Annotated in this window: 19 protein-coding genes; 10 read left to right on the forward strand and 9 right to left on the reverse strand. The window is 68.0% G+C overall.

The genetic code is table 11. The features are described from left to right. The first annotated feature begins 56 nt into the window (after positions 1 to 56). On the forward strand, positions 57 to 905 hold the full coding sequence (locus DQG17_RS01145; protein ID WP_116130926.1) for a DMT family transporter: 849 nt from the start codon (positions 57 to 59) through the stop codon (positions 903 to 905). A gap of 99 nt (positions 906 to 1,004) precedes the next feature. Next, positions 1,005 to 2,141, forward strand: a complete 1,137-nt coding sequence (locus DQG17_RS01150; RefSeq protein ID WP_116130927.1) for a hypothetical protein — start codon at positions 1,005 to 1,007, stop codon at positions 2,139 to 2,141. A 15-nt stretch (positions 2,142 to 2,156) separates the two neighbouring features. Here the strand turns inward: DQG17_RS01150 and DQG17_RS01155 are convergent, their stop codons facing one another. Then, a complete protein-coding gene (locus DQG17_RS01155; RefSeq protein ID WP_116130928.1) occupies positions 2,157 to 2,603 on the reverse strand; it encodes an NUDIX domain-containing protein in 447 nt (148 codons plus the stop codon). A gap of 4 nt (positions 2,604 to 2,607) precedes the next feature. Further along, positions 2,608 to 2,856: a hypothetical protein gene (locus DQG17_RS01160; protein WP_116130929.1), complete on the reverse strand. Its 249-nt coding sequence runs from the start codon at positions 2,854 to 2,856 to the stop codon at positions 2,608 to 2,610. Between the two features lie 143 nt (positions 2,857 to 2,999). Here DQG17_RS01160 and DQG17_RS01165 point away from each other — a divergent pair, with 143 nt between their 5' ends. From DQG17_RS01165 to DQG17_RS01180, 4 genes are all read left to right on the forward strand, one after another. Then, the gene (locus tag DQG17_RS01165) at positions 3,000 to 3,716 is read left to right on the forward strand and encodes a M48 family metalloprotease (protein WP_116130930.1); all 717 of its coding nucleotides are present in this window, start codon (positions 3,000 to 3,002) and stop codon (positions 3,714 to 3,716) included. A gap of 75 nt (positions 3,717 to 3,791) precedes the next feature. Further along, on the forward strand, positions 3,792 to 4,085 hold the full coding sequence (locus DQG17_RS01170) for a DUF6455 family protein (RefSeq protein WP_116130931.1): 294 nt from the start codon (positions 3,792 to 3,794) through the stop codon (positions 4,083 to 4,085). 21 nt (positions 4,086 to 4,106) lie between these two features. Then, a complete protein-coding gene (locus tag DQG17_RS21815) occupies positions 4,107 to 4,370 on the forward strand; it encodes a DUF6455 family protein (RefSeq protein WP_116130932.1) in 264 nt (87 codons plus the stop codon). Positions 4,371 to 4,437: 67 nt separating this feature from the next. Continuing rightward, positions 4,438 to 4,722: a hypothetical protein gene (locus DQG17_RS01180; RefSeq protein WP_198666002.1), complete on the forward strand. Its 285-nt coding sequence runs from the start codon at positions 4,438 to 4,440 to the stop codon at positions 4,720 to 4,722. A gap of 102 nt (positions 4,723 to 4,824) precedes the next feature. On the opposite strand, the gene rimO is transcribed toward DQG17_RS01180, so the two are convergent. Both rimO and DQG17_RS01190 read right to left on the reverse strand, forming a co-directional pair. Continuing rightward, on the reverse strand, positions 4,825 to 6,219 hold the full coding sequence (gene rimO / locus DQG17_RS01185; RefSeq protein ID WP_116130933.1) for a 30S ribosomal protein S12 methylthiotransferase RimO: 1,395 nt from the start codon (positions 6,217 to 6,219) through the stop codon (positions 4,825 to 4,827). A gap of 124 nt (positions 6,220 to 6,343) precedes the next feature. Then, entirely contained in the window at positions 6,344 to 8,245 is a 1,902-nt protein-coding gene (locus DQG17_RS01190) for a BTAD domain-containing putative transcriptional regulator (protein ID WP_116130934.1), read from the reverse strand. Between the two features lie 268 nt (positions 8,246 to 8,513). Between DQG17_RS01190 and DQG17_RS01195 the strand changes: the two genes are divergently transcribed. Continuing rightward, the gene (locus DQG17_RS01195; protein WP_116130935.1) at positions 8,514 to 8,795 is read left to right on the forward strand and encodes a DUF1127 domain-containing protein; all 282 of its coding nucleotides are present in this window, start codon (positions 8,514 to 8,516) and stop codon (positions 8,793 to 8,795) included. Between the two features lie 64 nt (positions 8,796 to 8,859). Here the strand turns inward: DQG17_RS01195 and DQG17_RS01200 are convergent, their stop codons facing one another. The 3 genes from DQG17_RS01200 to DQG17_RS01210 all read right to left on the reverse strand — a co-directional run bounded on the left by DQG17_RS01200 (position 8,860) and on the right by DQG17_RS01210 (position 11,301). Next, positions 8,860 to 9,621: an ABC transporter permease gene (locus DQG17_RS01200; RefSeq protein WP_116130936.1), complete on the reverse strand. Its 762-nt coding sequence runs from the start codon at positions 9,619 to 9,621 to the stop codon at positions 8,860 to 8,862. Continuing rightward, positions 9,618 to 10,574: an ABC transporter ATP-binding protein gene (locus tag DQG17_RS01205; RefSeq protein WP_116132519.1), complete on the reverse strand. Its 957-nt coding sequence runs from the start codon at positions 10,572 to 10,574 to the stop codon at positions 9,618 to 9,620. Before DQG17_RS01205 ends, DQG17_RS01200 begins: the two co-directional genes overlap by 4 nt. A gap of 127 nt (positions 10,575 to 10,701) precedes the next feature. Then, positions 10,702 to 11,301 carry a GcrA family cell cycle regulator gene (locus DQG17_RS01210; RefSeq protein WP_116130937.1) on the reverse strand — a complete coding sequence of 200 codons (600 nt, stop codon included), beginning with the start codon at positions 11,299 to 11,301 and terminating at the stop codon, positions 10,702 to 10,704. A gap of 143 nt (positions 11,302 to 11,444) precedes the next feature. Between DQG17_RS01210 and DQG17_RS01215 the strand changes: the two genes are divergently transcribed. The 3 genes from DQG17_RS01215 (at position 11,445) to argF (ending at position 14,687) form a co-directional block, all read left to right on the forward strand. Beyond that, a complete protein-coding gene (locus DQG17_RS01215) occupies positions 11,445 to 12,248 on the forward strand; it encodes an ABC transporter permease (RefSeq protein ID WP_116130938.1) in 804 nt (267 codons plus the stop codon). Positions 12,249 to 12,492: 244 nt separating this feature from the next. Continuing rightward, positions 12,493 to 13,680 carry an aspartate aminotransferase family protein gene (locus DQG17_RS01220; protein ID WP_116130939.1) on the forward strand — a complete coding sequence of 396 codons (1,188 nt, stop codon included), beginning with the start codon at positions 12,493 to 12,495 and terminating at the stop codon, positions 13,678 to 13,680. Positions 13,681 to 13,760: 80 nt separating this feature from the next. Next, positions 13,761 to 14,687: an ornithine carbamoyltransferase gene (argF, locus tag DQG17_RS01225; protein WP_116130940.1), complete on the forward strand. Its 927-nt coding sequence runs from the start codon at positions 13,761 to 13,763 to the stop codon at positions 14,685 to 14,687. 142 nt (positions 14,688 to 14,829) lie between these two features. Here argF and hrpB read toward each other — a convergent pair whose 3' ends face one another. Next, positions 14,830 to 17,262, reverse strand: a complete 2,433-nt coding sequence (gene hrpB, locus DQG17_RS01230) for an ATP-dependent helicase HrpB (protein WP_116130941.1) — start codon at positions 17,260 to 17,262, stop codon at positions 14,830 to 14,832. Between the two features lie 13 nt (positions 17,263 to 17,275). Further along, on the reverse strand, positions 17,276 to 17,983 hold the full coding sequence (locus DQG17_RS01235) for a DUF3108 domain-containing protein (RefSeq protein ID WP_157973479.1): 708 nt from the start codon (positions 17,981 to 17,983) through the stop codon (positions 17,276 to 17,278). Between the last annotated feature and the right edge of the window lie 72 nt (positions 17,984 to 18,055).

Genomic DNA, 18,055 nt, shown 5'->3' on the forward strand with positions numbered 1-18,055 from the left:
GCTCCCCGCCTTTCGTGGGGCTTGGCAGCCCGGCGGCGGCACGGCTAGACACGAGAATGCGCCTGTTCCTGCTCGCAACCCTTGTCATGATTGCCTTTGCGGCCAATTCGGTCCTGATCCGGCTGGCGCTGGCGGGGGGCGAGATCGGAGCGCTGCCCTTTGCCACCCTGCGCATCGCCTCGGGCGGTGCGGTGCTGGCGCTGCTGGTTCTGGTCCGTCGTCGTGCGCTGCCCTTGCGCGCATCCGGGCGCTGGACCGGTGTGCTGTCGCTGACGCTCTATGTCATTGCGTTCTCGCTCGCCTATCTCGGGCTCGACGCCGGAACCGGCGCGCTGATCCTGTTCGGCTGCGTGCAGATCACCATGTTCTCCGCCACCGTGATCGAACGACAGCCGATCCCGCCGCTGCGCTGGCTTGGGGCGATGACGGCCTTTGGCGGGCTTGCCTGGCTGCTCTGGCCGCGCGGGGCCGATGCGCTGTCGCCGCTCCACGCCGGGCTGATGGCGGCGGCGGGCCTTGGCTGGGGGCTTTATTCGCTGGCCGGGCGGCGTGCGGGCCCGCCGCTGCCCGCGACGGCCGCGAACTTCGTGCTTGCAGCGCCGCTGTGCCTTTTGCTGCTGGTGCTGTCGCTTGCGGCCGCGCCCGCAGTGCCGATGACCGCTGCTGGCGTCGGACTGGCGCTCGCGTCGGGCATTGTCACCTCGGGCCTTGGCTATGCGCTTTGGTATGCGGTGCTGCCGCAGATCCCGGCGACGGTCGCGGCGCTGGCGCAGTTGTCGGTTCCGGTGATCGCCATGGCGGGCGGCATGGCGTTTCTGGGCGAGGCGCCGAGCCTGCGCTTTGCCGGCGCCACGGTGCTGGTTCTGGGCGGCATCGCGACCGGCCTGCTGGCGCGCAGGGGCTGAGCGTCGCAGAGGCGGCAAATTCGGTGCGGCGCCGTTGCCTTGGGCCCCCCCGGCGCCCATGATGGGGCCTGAGTTTCCGGACGAAAGGTAGGTCGGACAATGTCCATCATGCGCACGATTGCGATCCTGTTTCTGGCCCTGTCGGTCACGGCACCCTCGGCACGGGCCGAGGATGCGTCGGAGTACCGGATCGGTCAGGATGTCTTTGCCGCGGGCGAGCAGGTCAGCGCGGGCGGCGAGGCTGTCGACGACGTGTTCCTTGCGGGCGAGACGGTCAGCGTCTCGGGCCCGATCACCGGCAATGCGCACCTGGCCGGGCGCAAGATTTCGGTGCAATCGACGGTCGGCGGCGATATCTACGCCTTTGGCATGAATGTCGATGTCGCGGCGCCCGTCTCGGGCGATGTGACGGCCGCGGGCTTCCGCGTGACAATTGCCGACAGCGTGGGCGGCGATCTGCGGGCATCGGGCGCCCGGGTGACGGTGAAGGGCGATGTGGCGGGCTATGCGCTGATGGCGGGCGAAGACCTGCGACTCGACGGCGCGGTCGCGGGCGATGCGGCAATGGCGGGCGAGACCTTCCGCTTTGGCGATGCGGCGACGGTTGCGGGCAAGCTGACGATCTATGCCGATGATCCGCAGTCCGTGAGCGTGCCCGAATCCGTCGCCCCCGAGGCCCGTATCGAACGCCGCGAGGCAAAGGAATTCGACCGCAGCAAGGTGGCAAAGGCCGTTCCGGTCAGCAGCGGCGGCCTGATCGCGGGCTTCATCGGCGGCGTGATCTTCCTGGCGCTGATCGCGACGCTCATTGCAGCGCTGGCGCCCGAGGGCTTGGCGCGGCTGCGGCACGAGGCGCTGGCGCGGCCCGCTCGCACGATCTGGATGGGCATCCTCGGGCTGTCGGTGCCGCTTGGCGGCGCGATCCTGCTGGCCCTGACGCTGGTCGGCCTGATTGCCAGCCCGGCGCTGGTTCTGCTGGCAGTCCTGTTCGGGTTTGCGGGCTATATCGTCGGGGTCTATGCGCTTGGCGTCGCGGTCCTGATCGGCATCGGCCGGACCGAACCGCAGATCCTGCGCGAACGCGCGCTGGCGGCACTGGTCGGTGCGCTGCTCACCTCGCTGCTGCTGCTGATCCCGCTGCTTGGCTGGCTGTTCGGCTTCGGCCTGGCGCTGCTCGGCTGTGGCGCGATCCTCGAACGGGCGGTGCGGCCGCGGTTCTTTGCCGAGACCGTCTAGCGGCCCGTACCGCGATCACGAAACCAGGGGTTCCAGCGGGTCATAGACCAGGCCGGAGCCCCAGGCGACGGCGGCCAGACTGTCGGGCTTGACCCGCAGCGTCGCAATCTCGGTGCGGCTGACCCAGCGCCGGCGGCTGACGACGCCGGCGGGGTCGGGCCAGTCGTCCGACAAGGCTCCGGCGGTCAGGCGGCAGCGGAAGAACACCTCGACCTGATGGAACTTGCCTCCGGGGTCGTGGAATTCGTTGACGAGGCAAGGCTCGCCGACGTGGATCGAAAGCCCGGTCTCCTCGTGAATCTCGCGGGCGAGGTTCTGGGGCAGCGACCGGCCGCATTCGGCGCCGCCGCCCGGCGCGCACCACAGATCGCAGCGATCCCCCGGCCAGGCATTGACCAGCAGCAGCCGGTCCTCGTGCAGCAACACGGCCCGCACCGCCAGCCGAGGCCCGGTGTCGGCCACGCGATCAGCCCTCGGCACCCGAGGCCGGGCGCAGCCGATAGACCCCTTCGGGAAGGTTCAGCGCGGCCTGCAGGTCGCGCAGCTGGCCCAGCGAGAAGGTGATCTTCTGCACCCGGTCGCTGCGCGGATCGAGCTGTTCGATCGTCACGCAATCCTCGAAGGCATTGATGGTGATGTCCTCGAGGATCGGGGCAGGGCCCTCGTCGACGAGGGTGATGATGGTCGCGTCGAAGTCGTGTTCTATGGTAAACATGGACGCGACCCTAACGTCCCGGCGGTGCGCTGTCAGCCACATTGGTGTGATGGAACGGCACTGACCGGAACCTCGGCGCAAGCTCCATTGCGGGCGCGGGTGCCGGGCTGATAGGCTGGCGTCAGGTTCCCCCAAAGGTCGACATGCCCAGGCTTCCGATCCACTGCGCAGCCCTTGCCGGTCTTGTCCTTTTCGCGCTGTCGTCCTGCACGGTGGTGCCGCCCGGTGCCTTGCCCGCAGCCGATCCGAAGTTCGCCATGACGGACGAGGAACGCGCCGTCGCGCGGTTTTCTGCCGTGGCCGACCGGGTGGCGCCGGTGGCCGAGGATGTCTGCAAGGCCGAGGCGCGCGGGCGAAATTGCGATTTCCTGATCCTGATGGACGAAGAACCGGGCGCTGCCGCCAATGCCTTTCAGAGCCAGACCAGAGGCGGCCGGCCCGTCATCGTCTTTACCCTGCCGCTGGTCGAGGAGACTCGGAATGCCGACGAACTGGCCTTTGTCCTCGGCCACGAGACCGCGCATCACATCCTCGGTCATCTGGAGCGCACGGAATCGAATGCCCGCTATGGCGCGGCGATCCTGGCCGGGATGGCCGAGGCCGAGGGCTATGACGCGCAGATCGTCCAGAATGCGGCCGATCTGGGCGCCGAGATCGGCGCGCGCAGCTTTTCCCAGGACTACGAGCTTGAGGCCGATGCGCTGGGGGCGGTGATCACCAAACGTGCGGGCTATGATCCGGTGCGGGGGGCCGCCTATTTCACGCGCATCCCCGACCCCGGCGAGCAGTTTCTGGGGACCCATCCGCCAAATGCCGAACGCATGGCGCTGGTGCGGCGGGTAACGGCCTCGCTTCAATAAGCTTTTGACCTGCATCAATGTCTTTCCGGGCCAGCTGTGGCACGAGGTCGACGGACTTCAGAATGGGAAAGCGCGATGAAACCTCTTGGCCCGACACGCGAGCATTACTGGCTTGCCCTCGGAATGGCGAAGGCGGCAGGGGTGGACCTGCAGGGCGCCATCGACGACGGACGGTTCAGCCAGGAGAAATGGGCGAGGACCGTCGAGAGCTGCCGGGGCTGCGAATGGGGCGCCGACTGCAAGGGCTGGCTGCAGGAACACCCCGATGTCGAGAGGGCGCCCGAAACCTGCGTGAATGCCCAGCTCTTCGCACTTTTGAAATCCGCACAACAGGAGCCGGAGGACCCGCAGGAGGCCGGTGCGGTCTAGGTCCGGGGACGGAGTGAAACCATGTGCCTATCCGGTGAGATTGACCTGCATTTCTGGCTGACCCGCAGTGTCGGCCGCTGCATCGGGTTGAACTTTTGCCGCGCGCTCGATCAGGGCCGCTTGAGTCCTGAAACCTATATGCAACTGGTTCAGGCCTGCCGCGAATGCCCGCATGTCGCGTCCTGCCAAAGCTGGCTCGGCGATCAGCGGGGCGCGGCCAGCACCGACCGGGCGCCGGATTTCTGCCGCAACGGGCCGGCGCTCGATGCGTTGAATCATCCCTGAACCCGCGTCAATGTGCAGGGCAGGGCGGGCATGGTAGGCTTCCGATCACCTGAGGAGGAGAGCTTGGATGCGTGCGATACCCCTGCTTGCCCTGCCAGCCCTGCTGCTGGCCTGTGCGCCAACCCCGAAGACCCCGATCGAGTTGCCGATGATGGGCGGCTATCGCGACGCGGCCGACCAATGTCGGCGGGTCGGCGAAAGCGACTATACCAACCGGTTCCTCGGCGACGCCTCGGATCTGGTGGCCTGTCCGGCCGAGTATGAAGGCGTCGGTGTCTTCGTGACCGAGACCCGCGCCATCGAGGTCGACCGGGTGGGGGGATTTATCCTCTATACCGTGCCGCGCCGCTGATCGGGCGCCGCCGTCACGTATTGTCAGGCCAGGGGGGCCGCCGGGCGGGGCCCGAGCGGCGCTGGCGCCGCTGCGCGGCGCGGACCCGGCGTCTTCGGCTGGTCAGTCGACGAGCCGCCCCCAGAGGTCGTACTCGCCGGCCTCGTCCACCTCGACAGTGACGATCTGGCCCGGTTGCAGGCCCTCTTGATCCGTGTCGATGAACAGGTTGCCGTCGATCTCGGGCGCGTCGGCCATGGTGCGGCAGGTCGCGGCGTCTTCCTCGACCAGATCGACGATCACCTCGAGCCGTTGGCCGACCTTGGCGGCGAGCTTCGCCTCGGAAATCGCCTGCGCCTTTTCCATGAAGCGCTCCCAGCGCTCCTGTTTGACCGCATCGGGGACGTGGTCGGGCAGGGCGTTCGACCGCGCACCGGCGACATTCTCGTACTGGAAACAGCCGACCCGGTCGAGCCGCGCCTCGTCCATCCAGTCGAGCAGGTGCTGGAACTCTGCCTCGGTCTCGCCCGGATAGCCGACGATGAAGGTCGAGCGCAGGGTCAGGTCGGGGCAGATCGCACGCCAGGCTGCGATCTCGTCCAGTGTCCTTGCCGCCGCCGCCGGCCGGGCCATGCGCTTCAGCGTGTCGGGATGGGCGTGCTGGAACGGGATGTCGAGGTAGGGCAGCACCAGCCCCTCGGCCATCAGCGGGATCAGGTCGCGCACATGCGGATAGGGATAGACATAGTGCAGCCGCACCCAGGCCCCGAGCCGTCCCAGTTCGCGGGCCAGATCGGTGATGTGGCTGCGCACCTCGCCGCCCTTCCAGGGGCTCAGGTCATGCTTGCGATCGACGCCATAGGCCGAGGTATCCTGGCTGATCACCAGCAACTCCCGCACGCCGGACTCCACCAGTTTTTCGGCCTCGCGCAGCACTGCATGGGCCGGACGGCTGGCCAGACGGCCGCGCATGTCCGGGATAATGCAGAACTTGCACTTGTGGTTGCAACCTTCTGAAATCTTTAGATAGGAATAGTGGCGGGGCGTCAGTTTCACGCCCGAGGCCGGCATCAGGTCGATAAAGGGATGCGGATCGGGCGGGACGGCTGCGTGGACCGCATCGAGCACCTGTTCGTATTGATGCGGCCCGGTCACGGCCAGAACCCTCGGATGCACGCCCGTGATGAACTCCGGGTCGGCGCCGAGGCAGCCGGTGACCAGCACCTTGCCGTTTTCCTTCAGCGCCTCGCCGATTGCCTCGAGGCTTTCGGCCTTGGCGCTGTCGAGGAACCCGCAGGTGTTGACGATCACCGCATCGGCCCCGGCGTAGTCGGGCGAGATGCCATAGCCTTCGGCGCGAAGTCGGGTCAGGATGCGTTCGCTGTCCACCAGCGCCTTGGGACAGCCGAGCGAGACCATGCCGATCATCGGCTGGTCGGGCCGGGCATCGGGGCGGGCGGTTCCGGGCACTTGGGCGCGGGCAAGATCGGGGCGGAGGTCGGGCGGGTTCTGGCTCATTGCGGTCCTATAGGGCGCGCGGGGATCGGACGGAAGGCCCCGCAGACGCGGCCCCGGGGCTCAGACGGTCTCAGACTAGGCTCAGCTAGTCGCGGACGGGGCCTGGTCGGGGTCCAGTCGGGGCTCAGTCGGCCTCGACCCCGGCGGCGACCATCGAATCGACCCAGCGCGGATCGAGGTTGCGCCAGGTCGGCGGCAGGCAGGCAGTGAGATAGGACAGGGTCAGGCCGGGATAGGCCGCGCGCAGATGGCGGGCCGCCTGTGCCGCGGCGTCGTGATTGCCGGCCAGAGTGTGGATCGCGGCCAGCATCCGATAGGCCCAGGTGGCGCCCGGGGTGGTGCGGATGCCTTCGGTCACCAGGGCCGTCGCCTCGTCATAGCGGCCATGGGCGACCATGGTGCCGGCCTTCCCGAACAGGATCATGAAACGGTAGGGGTCGAGCGGGCTGAGCCGCTCGGCGCGTTCGAAACTGCGCAGGGCGCCGTCGGGGTCGCCCTTGTAGTTGGCGATCCAGCCCGCCTGCGTCCAGCCCCAGGCATTGTTGGGGTCGAGCCAGAGCGCGCGTTCGTTCAGATCCTCGGACAGCGCCAGATCGTCCGAAATCATGGATTTCGCAGCGGCGCAGGCGACCAGCGTCGGCGAATCCTCCAGCGTTTCGGCAATCGCGCGGGCAACGAGGGAATTTGCCATGGCGCGGTCGGCCTCGGGGTCGGCGGTCCAGAGATAGGCGCATTGCCCGGCGTGGCACCATGCCTTCATGCCCAGAGCCACCGGATAGGTCGGATCGCGGTCAAGTGCCTGACCGAGGATCGCGATTGCCTGGGCATTGTCCTCGCGCCGGTGGCGCCAGATATGGGGATAGGCGGTCAGCACCAGTTCATAGACCGAGCGGTCGGTCTCGCTGCGGCGCCGGGCGCGGTTGATCTCGGCGCTGCGCAGGCTGGGTCCGACGGCGATGGCGACATGTTCGGCAATCCGGTCCTGCAGGTCGAACAGATCGTCGATCCGGTCGTCATAGCGTTCCGACCAGATCGTGCGGCCCGATGCGGCCTCGACCAGCTGGGCCGTGATGCGCACCCGGTCGCCGGCCCGCCGCACGTTGCCTTCGAGAAGATAGTCCGCGCCCAGCCGCTTGCCGGCCGCGATGTGATCGAGCCGCTCGGCCTGCAGCGCGACGGTCGATTGCCGGGCGATGATATGGAACTCATGCGCCCGGCTGAGGGTTGCGGTGATTTCCTCGACAATGCCTTCGGCAAACATGTCGCCGGGGTCTGCGCCGATCTCGCCGAAGGGCAGGACCGCGAGCACCGGGCGCATGTTCTGCCAGCTTGCGTCGTGTCGCAGCTGATCGGCGGCACGGGCCGTGGGGCGGCGCAGGGCCTCGACCAGTTCCAGCGTCACCGAGGCGGGTTCGACATCGAGCTCGCGCTTCAGCGTGTCGCGGAAACGGGCGAATTCGGCGATGGTCCCGGCGCGATCCTCGACCTGTGCCGCGGCACGCAGCAACAACTGCATGGCGGTCTCGCTGGAGGGGTCGAGCCGAAGCGCCGTGCGGGCGCGGATCATGGCATCGCCCGGTTGGCCGTTGCGCAGGGCGGACTGTCCTTCGCCGATCGCGGCGTCCCGGCGGCGCAGCGCGCTGTTGAGGCGCGCATCGCGCAGCCAGTCGTCGAAATCGCCGGCATGCAGGTCGAACCCGTCGAGGAACGGCGCCTCGGCCTGTTCGACGATCGCGATGTTTGCGGGGTTCAGCCAGACCTGGCTGCGCGAGGCGTCAATCACGCCGTCGGGCAGGGCCTTGCGCAATTGCGAGAGTTCCTGGCGCAGCGAGGCGCGGGCCTGCTCTTCGCCGCGGTCGCCCCAGATCAGGCTGGTCAGCACCCCGCGCGGGGCGGTGCATCCGGGCTGGCTTGCCAGATAGGCAAGAATCGCCTGCCCGCGCCGAGGCAGGTTGTCGACCGCCGCGCCGCGCGAGTCGAGGGCGGCAAAGGGGCCGGATAGGTGCAGGGTCAGACGTGTTTCCATATGGGAGTCGATTTTCTGTTAAAATCGGCAGGGCGGAAAGGGAAATTTCGTCATCCAATCCGGCGCCCTGTTGCGGATGGTAATGACGCAACTGTCGATGAACCTGTCCAACGGTCGGTCCGGAGGGGTCTCTTGCGCCAGAATGATCGTTTTGACGGGTTTCTGACGGGTTGGATGACAGGGAACCCCAGGAAGTTTGCGGTCCTATGATGACCCAGGGGCAGGATTGATCCATCGCAAGGACTTTTGCCCCAAAGGAGATATCGACATGCTGAGAATCGCCCCCTCTTCCGTCATCGGTCATGTTCATACCGACGGCCTCGGCCACGTTGGCTCTCGGCGGCGCGGCCTGATCCTTCGCCTGCTCGACCGCCTCTCGCGGGCCGACCGGCGCTATCGCGACATGCGCGAGATGGAGCGCATGGACGACGACCGTCTGCGCGACATCGGCCTCAGCCGCAGCGAGTTCGTCCGGCAGTTCGAGTCGAATTTCGGTCGCCCACCCTCCGGCAAGGCGCCGCTGAATTTCTCGGGGCGTATGCCCTGGTGAACGATCCCTGCGGGACGGCTCCTCCCGCCAGGCTGCGCGTCCGGGGTCCGGCCCGGGCGCGCACTCAGGGCTTGATCCGCCAGCCGGTGCGGAAGATCGCCCAGATCACCACGAGGCAGATTGCGAGGAACGCCACGATTGCCGTGATCGACCAGCCCACGGGCACGTCTGCAACCTCGAAGAACGACCAGCGGAATCCCGAGATCAGATAGAGCACCGGGTTGAAAAAGCTCACTGCCCGCCAGGCCGGTGGCAGCATGCTGACCGAATAGAAAGCGCCGCCGAGGAACACCAGCGGCGTGATGACCAGCATAGGGATCAGTTGCAGCTGCTCGAAATTCTTCGCCCAGATGCCGATGATGAACCCGAGCAACGCAAAGCTGATCGCGGTCAGTACCAGAAAGGTCAGCATCCAGACCGGATGCGCCACCTGCAGCTCGACAAAGGCGCTTGCGGTCAGAAGGATGATCGCGGCGATCAACAGCGCCTTGCTGGCCGCGGCGCCGACATAGCCGATCACGATCTCGATGAACGACAGCGGCGCCGACAGCACCTCGTAGATGGTGCCGATGAACTTGGGGAAATAAATCCCGAACGAGGCGTTGGTAAGCGATTGCTGCAGGAGCGACAGCATCACCAGCCCGGGCACCAGGAAGGCGCCATAGGAGATACCCTCGACGGTTTCGATCCGTCCGCCAATTGCCGCGCCGAAGACGACGAAATAGAGCACCGTCGACAGCACCGGCGAGATCAGCGACTGGGCCACGGTGCGAAAGGTGCGGGCCATCTCGAACCGATAGATCGCCCAGATTGCGCGGCCGTTCATTGTGCCACCCCCGTCCGGTCCGCTGCGTCCCCGCCGTCCCGGACAAGGGTGAGGAACACCTCTTCCAGCGAGCTTTGCCGGGTCGAGAGATCGCGCAGGTCGAGCCCCGCGGCGGCGATGTCCGCCAGCAGCGGCGCAAGGCCCGGGCGGTCGGAATGGCCATCGAACTCATAGAGCAGCTGCATCCCGTCGGCCGAAAGCTGCAGCTTGTAGTCCGAAAGCCCGGCGGGCACGGCGTCCATCGGAACCGCGAGATCGAGCACCAGTTCCTTGCGGCCAAGCTGGCGCATCAGCTGTGCCGTCTGTTCGACCAGCAACAGCTTGCCGTGGTCGATCACCGCGATCCGGTCGGCCATCTCCTCGGCTTCCTCGATGTAATGGGTGGTCAGGATCACCGTCACGCCCGAGGCCCGCAGGTCGCGCACCACCGTCCACATCTCGCGCCTTAGCGTCACATCGACCCCGGCGGTCGGTTCATCCAGAAACAGCACCCTCGGCTCGTGGCTCAGCGCCTTGGCGATCAGCACCCGGCGCTTCATCCCGCCCGACAGTTCCCTGTTGCGGCTGTTGCGCCGGTCCCACAGCGACAGCGACCGCAGGATCCGTTCGATCACCGCATCGTTCCGCGGCCGTCCGAACAAACCGCGCGAGAATTGCACGGTGTTGATGACCTTCTCGAACGGTTCGAGGGTGATTTCCTGTGGAACCAGCCCGATCAGCGACCGCGCGGCGCGGAAATCGGCGATGATGTCATGGCCCGCCACGGTGACCCGGCCGGCGCTTGGTGTCACAAGACCGCAAATGATCGAGATCAGCGTCGTCTTGCCGGCCCCGTTCGGGCCGAGCAGTGCCAGGATCTCGCCCTCGGAGATCTCAAGGTCGACGCCCTTCAGCGCCTGAAAGCCGTCGTCAAAGCTCTTGGCGAGCGACTCGATCGAAATGATGGCCGGCACGATCCCCTCCCCGAACTCTTCCCCGACCGGCGCGCCGGCGTCGGACCTGCGCGCCCTCATTGGCATATGTCAGAAAAATCCCGGTCCACCCGCCGCCATTCGTGTGGCGGCGGCGCCGGTATTTGGCTCAGCGCCTGCGGTCGCGGCGGGCCGACATCGGCTGGAACGCGACGCCGACATGGGCCTCGCAATAGGGCTTGCCGGCCTTGACCGGCAGGCCGCAGAACCAGAAATCGTCGGTCGCCGGGTCGCCGATCGGCCATTTGCAGGTCCGTTCCGTCAATTCCATCAGCGACAGGCGGCGCGCCTTTTTCTCGATCTCGCGCACCGAGGCCAGCGCCTCGGGGCTGATCTCGTTGGCCGAGGGCTGCGGCGGCAGCGGCTGGCCGGCAGGAATGATCTGGCGACGCGCCGGAATGACCGGGGCGGGTTCCTCGGCCACAGTCTCGACCGGCGCTGGCGTTTCGGCAATCGCGGCGGCAGGCGCGGCCTCGACCACGGTCTCGGCCGCGACGGGCTCGGGCGCGTCGTGATGATCGGGGGCGGTATCGAGCCGCGCCTTGTCACCGACGGCGCCGCCATTGCGGTTCGACAGGCCAAGGCGATGCACCTTGCCGATTACCGCGTTTCGGGTCACGCCACCCAGTTCCTTGGCAATCTGGCTGGCGCTTTGGCCCTCGCTCCACATCTTCCTGAGGGTCTCGACCCGCTCTTCGGTCCAGGACATCGCAAGCCATCTCCAACTGCACAAGGGCAGCCCCCCGGATACCATCGCCAGGTGCCGCCCAATTATTTCGGATTGGCTCATTCTATGTTGCCGGCATCGGGGTTACAAGCGGGCGGCAACCCGGCGAGTGGCAGGAGCGCGTGATGACGGAAATATCGAATATGGGCGAGCGCCGGTTCGGGCGCGTCAACTGGCTGGGACTGGCCACGCTGACCGAACGCGAGATCCGCCGCTTCGTCAGTATCTGGATGCAGACGGTGCTGGCGCCACTGGTCACGGCGGGGCTGTTTCTGGCGATCTTCTCGATCGCCATCGGCCCGGCGCGGGGCGAGGTGATGGGGTTTTCCTATCTGCAGTTCATCGCGCCCGGCATCCTGACCATGACGGTGATCCAGAACGCCTTTGCCAATTCCTCGTCCTCGATGCTGGTCTCGAAGGTGCAGGGCAATATCGTCGACACGCTGATGCCGCCGCTGTCGGCGGGCGAAATCGTGGCGGGCTATATCGCGGGCGGCGTGGCGCGCGGGCTGTTCGTGGCGGTGCCATTGTGGCTGGTCATGCTGCCGGTGCTGGGGCTCGGGCTCGCGCATCCGTTGCTGGCGCTGATCTATGTGCTGCTTGGGGCGGCGCTGATGGCGGCGCTGGGGCTGCTTGGGGCAATCTACGCCAACAAGTTCGACCAGCTGGCGGCGATCTCGAATTTCATCATCACGCCGATGGCGTTCCTGTCGGGCACCTTCTATTCGGTCGAGTCGGTGCCGCCGGTGATGCGGCATCTGCTGCACTGGAACCCGATGTTCTATCTGATCGACGGGGTCCGGTTCGGCACGCTCGGCGTTTCCGACAGCCCGCCGATGCGCGGGCTTGCGGTTCTGGTCTGTGCGACGGTCCTGGTCACGCTGCTGTGCTGGCAGATGGTCCGCTCGGGCCACCGGCTGAAGCCCTGAGGCATTCCCGTGCCTTGGCATGGCCTGTTCCCGCGGCGCGAAATCCACTGGAACTGCGCCAGAAATTGCGTTATGCGCCCCCATGGCTTCTGTTTGTGCACCCCTCTGCCTGCGACGATTTCGACGTCGCGCCTGACCCTGAGTGTTTCAGGGCCGGCCACTGCCGTGCACCCCTTCCCCAAAAATCAGACGAGATCCTGCCCTGACCGGGCGACTCCTCATTTACTCGACGCGAGGACATCCGATGATCCCCTCCATCCTGCCGACCTATACCCGGGCGCCGCTTCACTTCGTGAAGGGCGAGGGCTCGTGGCTGATTGATCGCGACGGGCGCCGATTCCTCGATCTCGGCGCCGGGATCGCGGTCAATGCGCTTGGCCATGCCAACCCGGATCTGGTGGCGGCGCTGACCGAGCAGGCGGGGATGCTGTGGCACACCTCGAACCTCTATCCCATCGAACGGCAGCAGGCGCTGGCCGACCGGCTGGTCGATCTGACCTTTGCCGACACTGCGTTCTTCACCAACTCGGGGACCGAGGCCTGCGAACTGGCGATCAAGATGGCGCGCAAGTACTGGTCCGCAAAGGGCGAACCGGAACGGACCACGATCCTGACCTTCGAGGGCGCCTTCCATGGCCGCTCCTCTGCCGCGATCGCGGCCGCCGGATCTGCCAAGATGACCGACGGCTTCGGCCCGCTGCTGCCGGGCTTCGTGCATCTGCCCTTCGGCGCGCCCGAGGCCTTCGCCGAGGCGATGCAGGATCCGACCGTGGGTGCGGTCATGATCGAACCGATCCAGGGCGAGGGCGGCATCCGGGCGGTTCCGGAGGATTTCCTGCGCGCGATCCGGGCGGCCTGCGACGCCACCGGCGCGTTGTTGATCCTCGACGAGGTGCAATGCGGCATGGGCCGGACCGGGCGGCTGTTCGCCCACGAATGGGCCGGGATCGATCCCGATATCATGATGGTCGCGAAGGGCATCGGCGGCGGGTTCCCGCTGGGCGCGCTGCTGGCGACTGAGGCTGCGGCATCGGGCATGACCGCCGGAACGCACGGGTCGACCTATGGTGGCAATCCGCTTGGCTGTGCCGTGGGTCTCGCTGTGGTCGAGCGGATCGGAACGCCGGAATTTCTGGACGAGGTGTCGCGCAAGGCCGGGCGGATGCGTCAGGGGCTCGAGGCACTGGTCGGCGCCCATCCCGATGTCTTCGAGGAAGTGCGGGGGGTCGGGCTGATTCTGGGGCTGAAGTGCCGCGTGCCGAATGCGCGCCTCGTTCAGGCAGGCTATGACGAGGACCTTCTGATCGTGCCCGCCGCCGACAATGTGATCCGGCTGCTGCCCGCGCTCAACATCCCCGACGAGGATATCGCCGAGGGTCTGGCGCGGCTCGACCGCGCTGCGGCCCGGATCGAGGCCGCGCCCGACGCCTGAGCTTTGCCTTGGCGCGGGGCGGCCACAGGCGGCCCCGCGCTCCCCCCACCGCGAGACCATAGTGAGATAGTGAGAGTGCGATGAGACATTTTCTCGACATCAACACGACCGACGCCGGCGAACTGCGGGGGATCATCGACATGGCCCGCCAGATCAAGGCGGCGCGCCGCGGCCGGTTCAAGGGTGCGCCAGACGACGACCTGCCGCTCGACGGCCGGATGGTCGCGCTGATCTTCGAGAAGCCATCGACCCGGACCCGCGTCAGCTTTGACGTCGGCGCCCGCCAGATGGGGGCGCAGACCATGGTTCTGTCCGGCACCGACATGCAGCTTGGCCACGGCGAGACCATCGCCGACACCGCCCGGGTGCTGTCGCGCTATGTCGATCTGATCATGATCCGCACCTATGAGGAGGCGACGCTTCTGGAACTGGCCGAATATGCCGACGTGCCGGTGATCAACGGGCTGACCAACCGCAGCCATCCCTGCCAGATCATGGCCGACATCATGACCTTCGAGGAGCACCGCGGTCCGATCACCGGCAAGAAGGTCGTCTGGACCGGGGACGGCAACAACGTCTGTGCCTCGTTCCTGCATGCGGCGGCGGCGTTCGGCTTCGATCTGACCTTCACCGGGCCGCCGCCGCTCGACCCCGAGCCCGGCTTCGTGGCCGAGGCGCGGGCGAGGGGCGCGCATATCGAGATCGAACGCGATCCGTTCAAGGCGGTCGAAGGCGCCGATCTGGTGGTGACCGATACCTGGGTGTCGATGCACGATCCGCAGTCGGCGCGCGAGCGGCGCCACAACCAGTTGCGGCCCTACCAGGTCAACGAGGCGCTGATGGCGGCGGCACGGCCCGATGCCCTGTTCATGCATTGTCTGCCCGCGCACCGCGATGACGAGGCAACGAGTGCGGTGATGGATGGCCCGCAGTCGGTGATCTTTGACGAGGCCGAAAACCGGCTGCACGCCCAGAAGGCGATCATGCGCTGGTGCCTGGGGGTCTGAGCGGCGGCGGACACCTGCCGGTCAGCAGGGGCTGCGCGGAATCGCGCTGGCGCGCGATGCCTCCGGCGGAGGTATTTTCGCCAAGAAGAAGATCCGGTGCGAAGAGGGTTTGGGGCGAAGACGGCGGCAGTGACGCGGCGTGTCAACTGCCGCGCCGTTTGGCCCGCAGGGTGGGGTCGGCCTCGGTCGGGTCCTCGGGCCAGGGGTGGCGGGGATAGCGCGCGCGCATGTCCTTGCGCACGTCGGCATAGGAACTGGCCCAGAACCCCGGCAGGTCCTGCGTCGTCTGCACCGGCCGGCCGGCGGGCGACAGCAGCGTGATCCGCAGCGGCAGGTGGCGGGGGCCGATTGCGGGGTGGCGGGTGACGCCGAACATTTCCTGCACCCGGACCGCGATTTCGGGCGCCTCGCCCGCATAGTCGATCGGGATCCTGCGGCCGAGCGGCGTGGTGAAGGCGCCCGGCATCTCGCGATCGAGCCGGGCCATCGCATCCCAGCCGATATGCTGGCGCAGGGGTTCGAGCAGGTCGAGCGCGCGGATGTCCGCCTCGGTGCGCACCCTGTCGAGACAGGGCAGCAGCCAGTCCTCGGCGGTCTCCAGCAGCGCTGTGTCCGAAAGATCGGCGATGTCGCCGCCTTCGGCACGATAGAGCAATGCCCGCGCCTGAAGCCTGCGCGCGGCATCGTTCATCGGCAGGCCGATCTGGCGGATGCCGTCGAGCGCTGCGGCACCGAGCCGGTCGGCGGGGGCATCGCGCCAGATCCGGTCGGCAAGCACCAGCGCGCCGAAGCGTTCCTGCTGGCGGGCCACCACCTTGCGTTCGCGCCGCGACCATTCGGCGACATCGACCCAGGCGATCCTGTCGTCGAAAAGGCTGCGCAGCGCGCTTTCGGGCAGCGGCAGTGCCAGACGGATCCGCGCCTCGCGGGCGTCGCCGTCGAGATCGGTCGCGACCAGCAGCCGCTGGCCGGCCAGCGGGTCGCCCGGATCCATCGTCGCCCCCTTGCCGCCCGAGAGCAGCCAGCGCGGCGCGTCGCCCGGCCGGCGCAGCCCGATCCGGTCGGGATAGGCCAGCGCCGCCGCCTCGGCCGGTGTCGGGGCAGGGGCGCTGTCGGGCACCAGCCGGGCGAGCCGCTTTGCCTCGGTACGGATCCGGTCCAACGCGGCGCGGTTCGGCGCCCCCGGCGCGGCTCCGGGCCGGCGCAGCGCGTCGAGCCGCAGGCCGAGGTCGGCGGGCGCGCCGCGCAGCGGATCGCGGTCGGCCATCAGCGCCGCAAGCGGGGCCGCGCCGCGGCCTGCCCGCAACAGCATGTGTGCAAGCCGCGGATGCAGCGGCAGGCGCGCCATGGCGCGGCCGTGCTCGGTGATCCGGCCCGTGGCGTCGAGCGCACCGAGACCGGCGAGCAATGCCCGCGCCTCGGCCAGCGCGCCCTCGGGCGGCGGGGTCAGGAACGGAAGATCGTCGCCCCCCCAGAGCGCCAGATCGAGCGCGAGACCCGCGAGGTCGGCGACCTCGATCTCGGCGGGCGGGAAGGCGGCAAGCGCGCCCTCCTCGCCGCGGGTCCAGAGCCGGTAGCAGAGCCCGGGCGCCAGCCGTCCGGCGCGGCCCCTGCGCTGGGCGGCCTCGGCGCGCGTCACAGGCTCGGTCACCAGCCGCGACATGCCGGAATTGGGGTCGAAGCGGGCGCGGCGGGCGCGGCCCGCATCGACGACACAGGTGATGCCCTCGATGGTCAGCGAGGTCTCGGCGATTGCGGTCGCGAGCACGATCTTGCGCCCCTGTCCCGGCGGGGCGATGGCGGCGCGCTGGGCTGTGAACTCCATGGCGCCGAACAGCGGGTGCAGCGTGGTGCCTGCCGGCAGGCCGGATGACAGCGCCGCCTGCACGCGCCGGATCTCGCCCTCGCCGGGCAGGAACACCAGCAGGCTGCCGTCGGTCTCGGCCAGGGCCTGTCGGGTCAGATCCGCCACCGCGGGTTCGAGCCGGGTGCGGGGCGGCAGCGGGCGGTCGAGCCAGCGCGTTTCGACCGGATAGGTGCGGCCCTCGGCGGTGATCACCGGCGCCCCGCCCATCAGCTCTGCCACCGGGCCGGCATCGAGTGTCGCCGACATCGGCAGCAGGATCAGGTCCTCGCGCAGCGCGCCGCGAACCTCGAGGCAGAGCGCGAGGCCGAGATCGGCATTGAGCGAGCGTTCGTGGAATTCGTCGAAGATCACCGCGCCGATGCCATCGAGCCCGGGGTCGGCCTGCAGCATCCGGGTCAGGATGCCCTCGGTCACCACCTCGATCCGGGTCGCCTTGCCCACCCGTGCCTCGCCTCGGATGCGATAGCCGACGGTCTCGCCCACCGCCTGCCCGAGCGTCTCGGCCATCCGTTCGGCCGCGGCGCGGGCGGCAAGGCGGCGCGGTTCCAGCATCACGATCCGACCGCCGGTCAGCCCGGCCTGCAACAATGCCAGCGGCACGCGCGTGGTCTTGCCGGCGCCGGGCGGGGCCTGCAGCACGGCTTGGCCCGCGCCACGGAGCGCGGCGACAAGCGCGGGCAGGACGGCGTCGATGGGAAGTGGCTGCATCGGCCCGGGCGGATCAGCGGCGGTCGATGGTGACGCGGCCGAGCGTGGTCTGCAGCCGCACCTGCTCGACCCGCATCATCCCGTCGCCGATCGAACGATAGGTGACGGTGAAGGGCCAGTTGACCTTTTCCGCCATCTCCTTGGGGCTGAAGCCCGCGACGCGGGTGTACATGCCGGGGCAGACCAGCGTGTCGCCGTCGCGGGTGCCGCCAGCCATCCGGATCCTTGTCCGCTCGCGCCCGTCATAGGGGGAAACGTCGAGCTTGCAGGCAAGCGCCTCGGGCTGGTCGCGCAGGATCGCATAGCCGGCGGTCAGCATGTCGACGGTGCCGCCCTGTTCCTCGGGATTGGCATGCCAGGACCTGCGGCGGGTATCGGGCGGGTCCTTTTCGATCTGCGGCACGCCGGCGACATAGCGGATCCGGGTGCGCTTTGTCTCGCCTCTGGATTTCGATTCATCAATATATATCTGCGGATTATAGGTGTTTCCGCTGACCTGCCCGGTGACCGAGGCGGTGATGTCGGCGGGATAGAGCCCGCGTGTCAGGCCGGTGCTGCGCACCTGGCTCTGGGCCTTGTAGGTCCCGGCCGATTCGTCGCTGCGCAGCGACAGGGTTCCAAGGCGGAAACCGGCCAGCGAGATCGAATAGGTTGCCTGATCGGCGGCCTGCGCCGTGGCGGCGACAAACGCGAGCAGGATCGGCAGGGCGAGGCGGCGCATTTCTGACTCCCATCGGCGTCGTGACCCCAAGGGGCAGGAAAACGCCGGGGACGTCAACCGGGACGCTCGATC

Origin of the sequence: Tropicimonas sp. IMCC34043 (assembly GCF_003390845.1) — a bacterium.
GTDB lineage: Bacteria > Pseudomonadota > Alphaproteobacteria > Rhodobacterales > Rhodobacteraceae > Tropicimonas.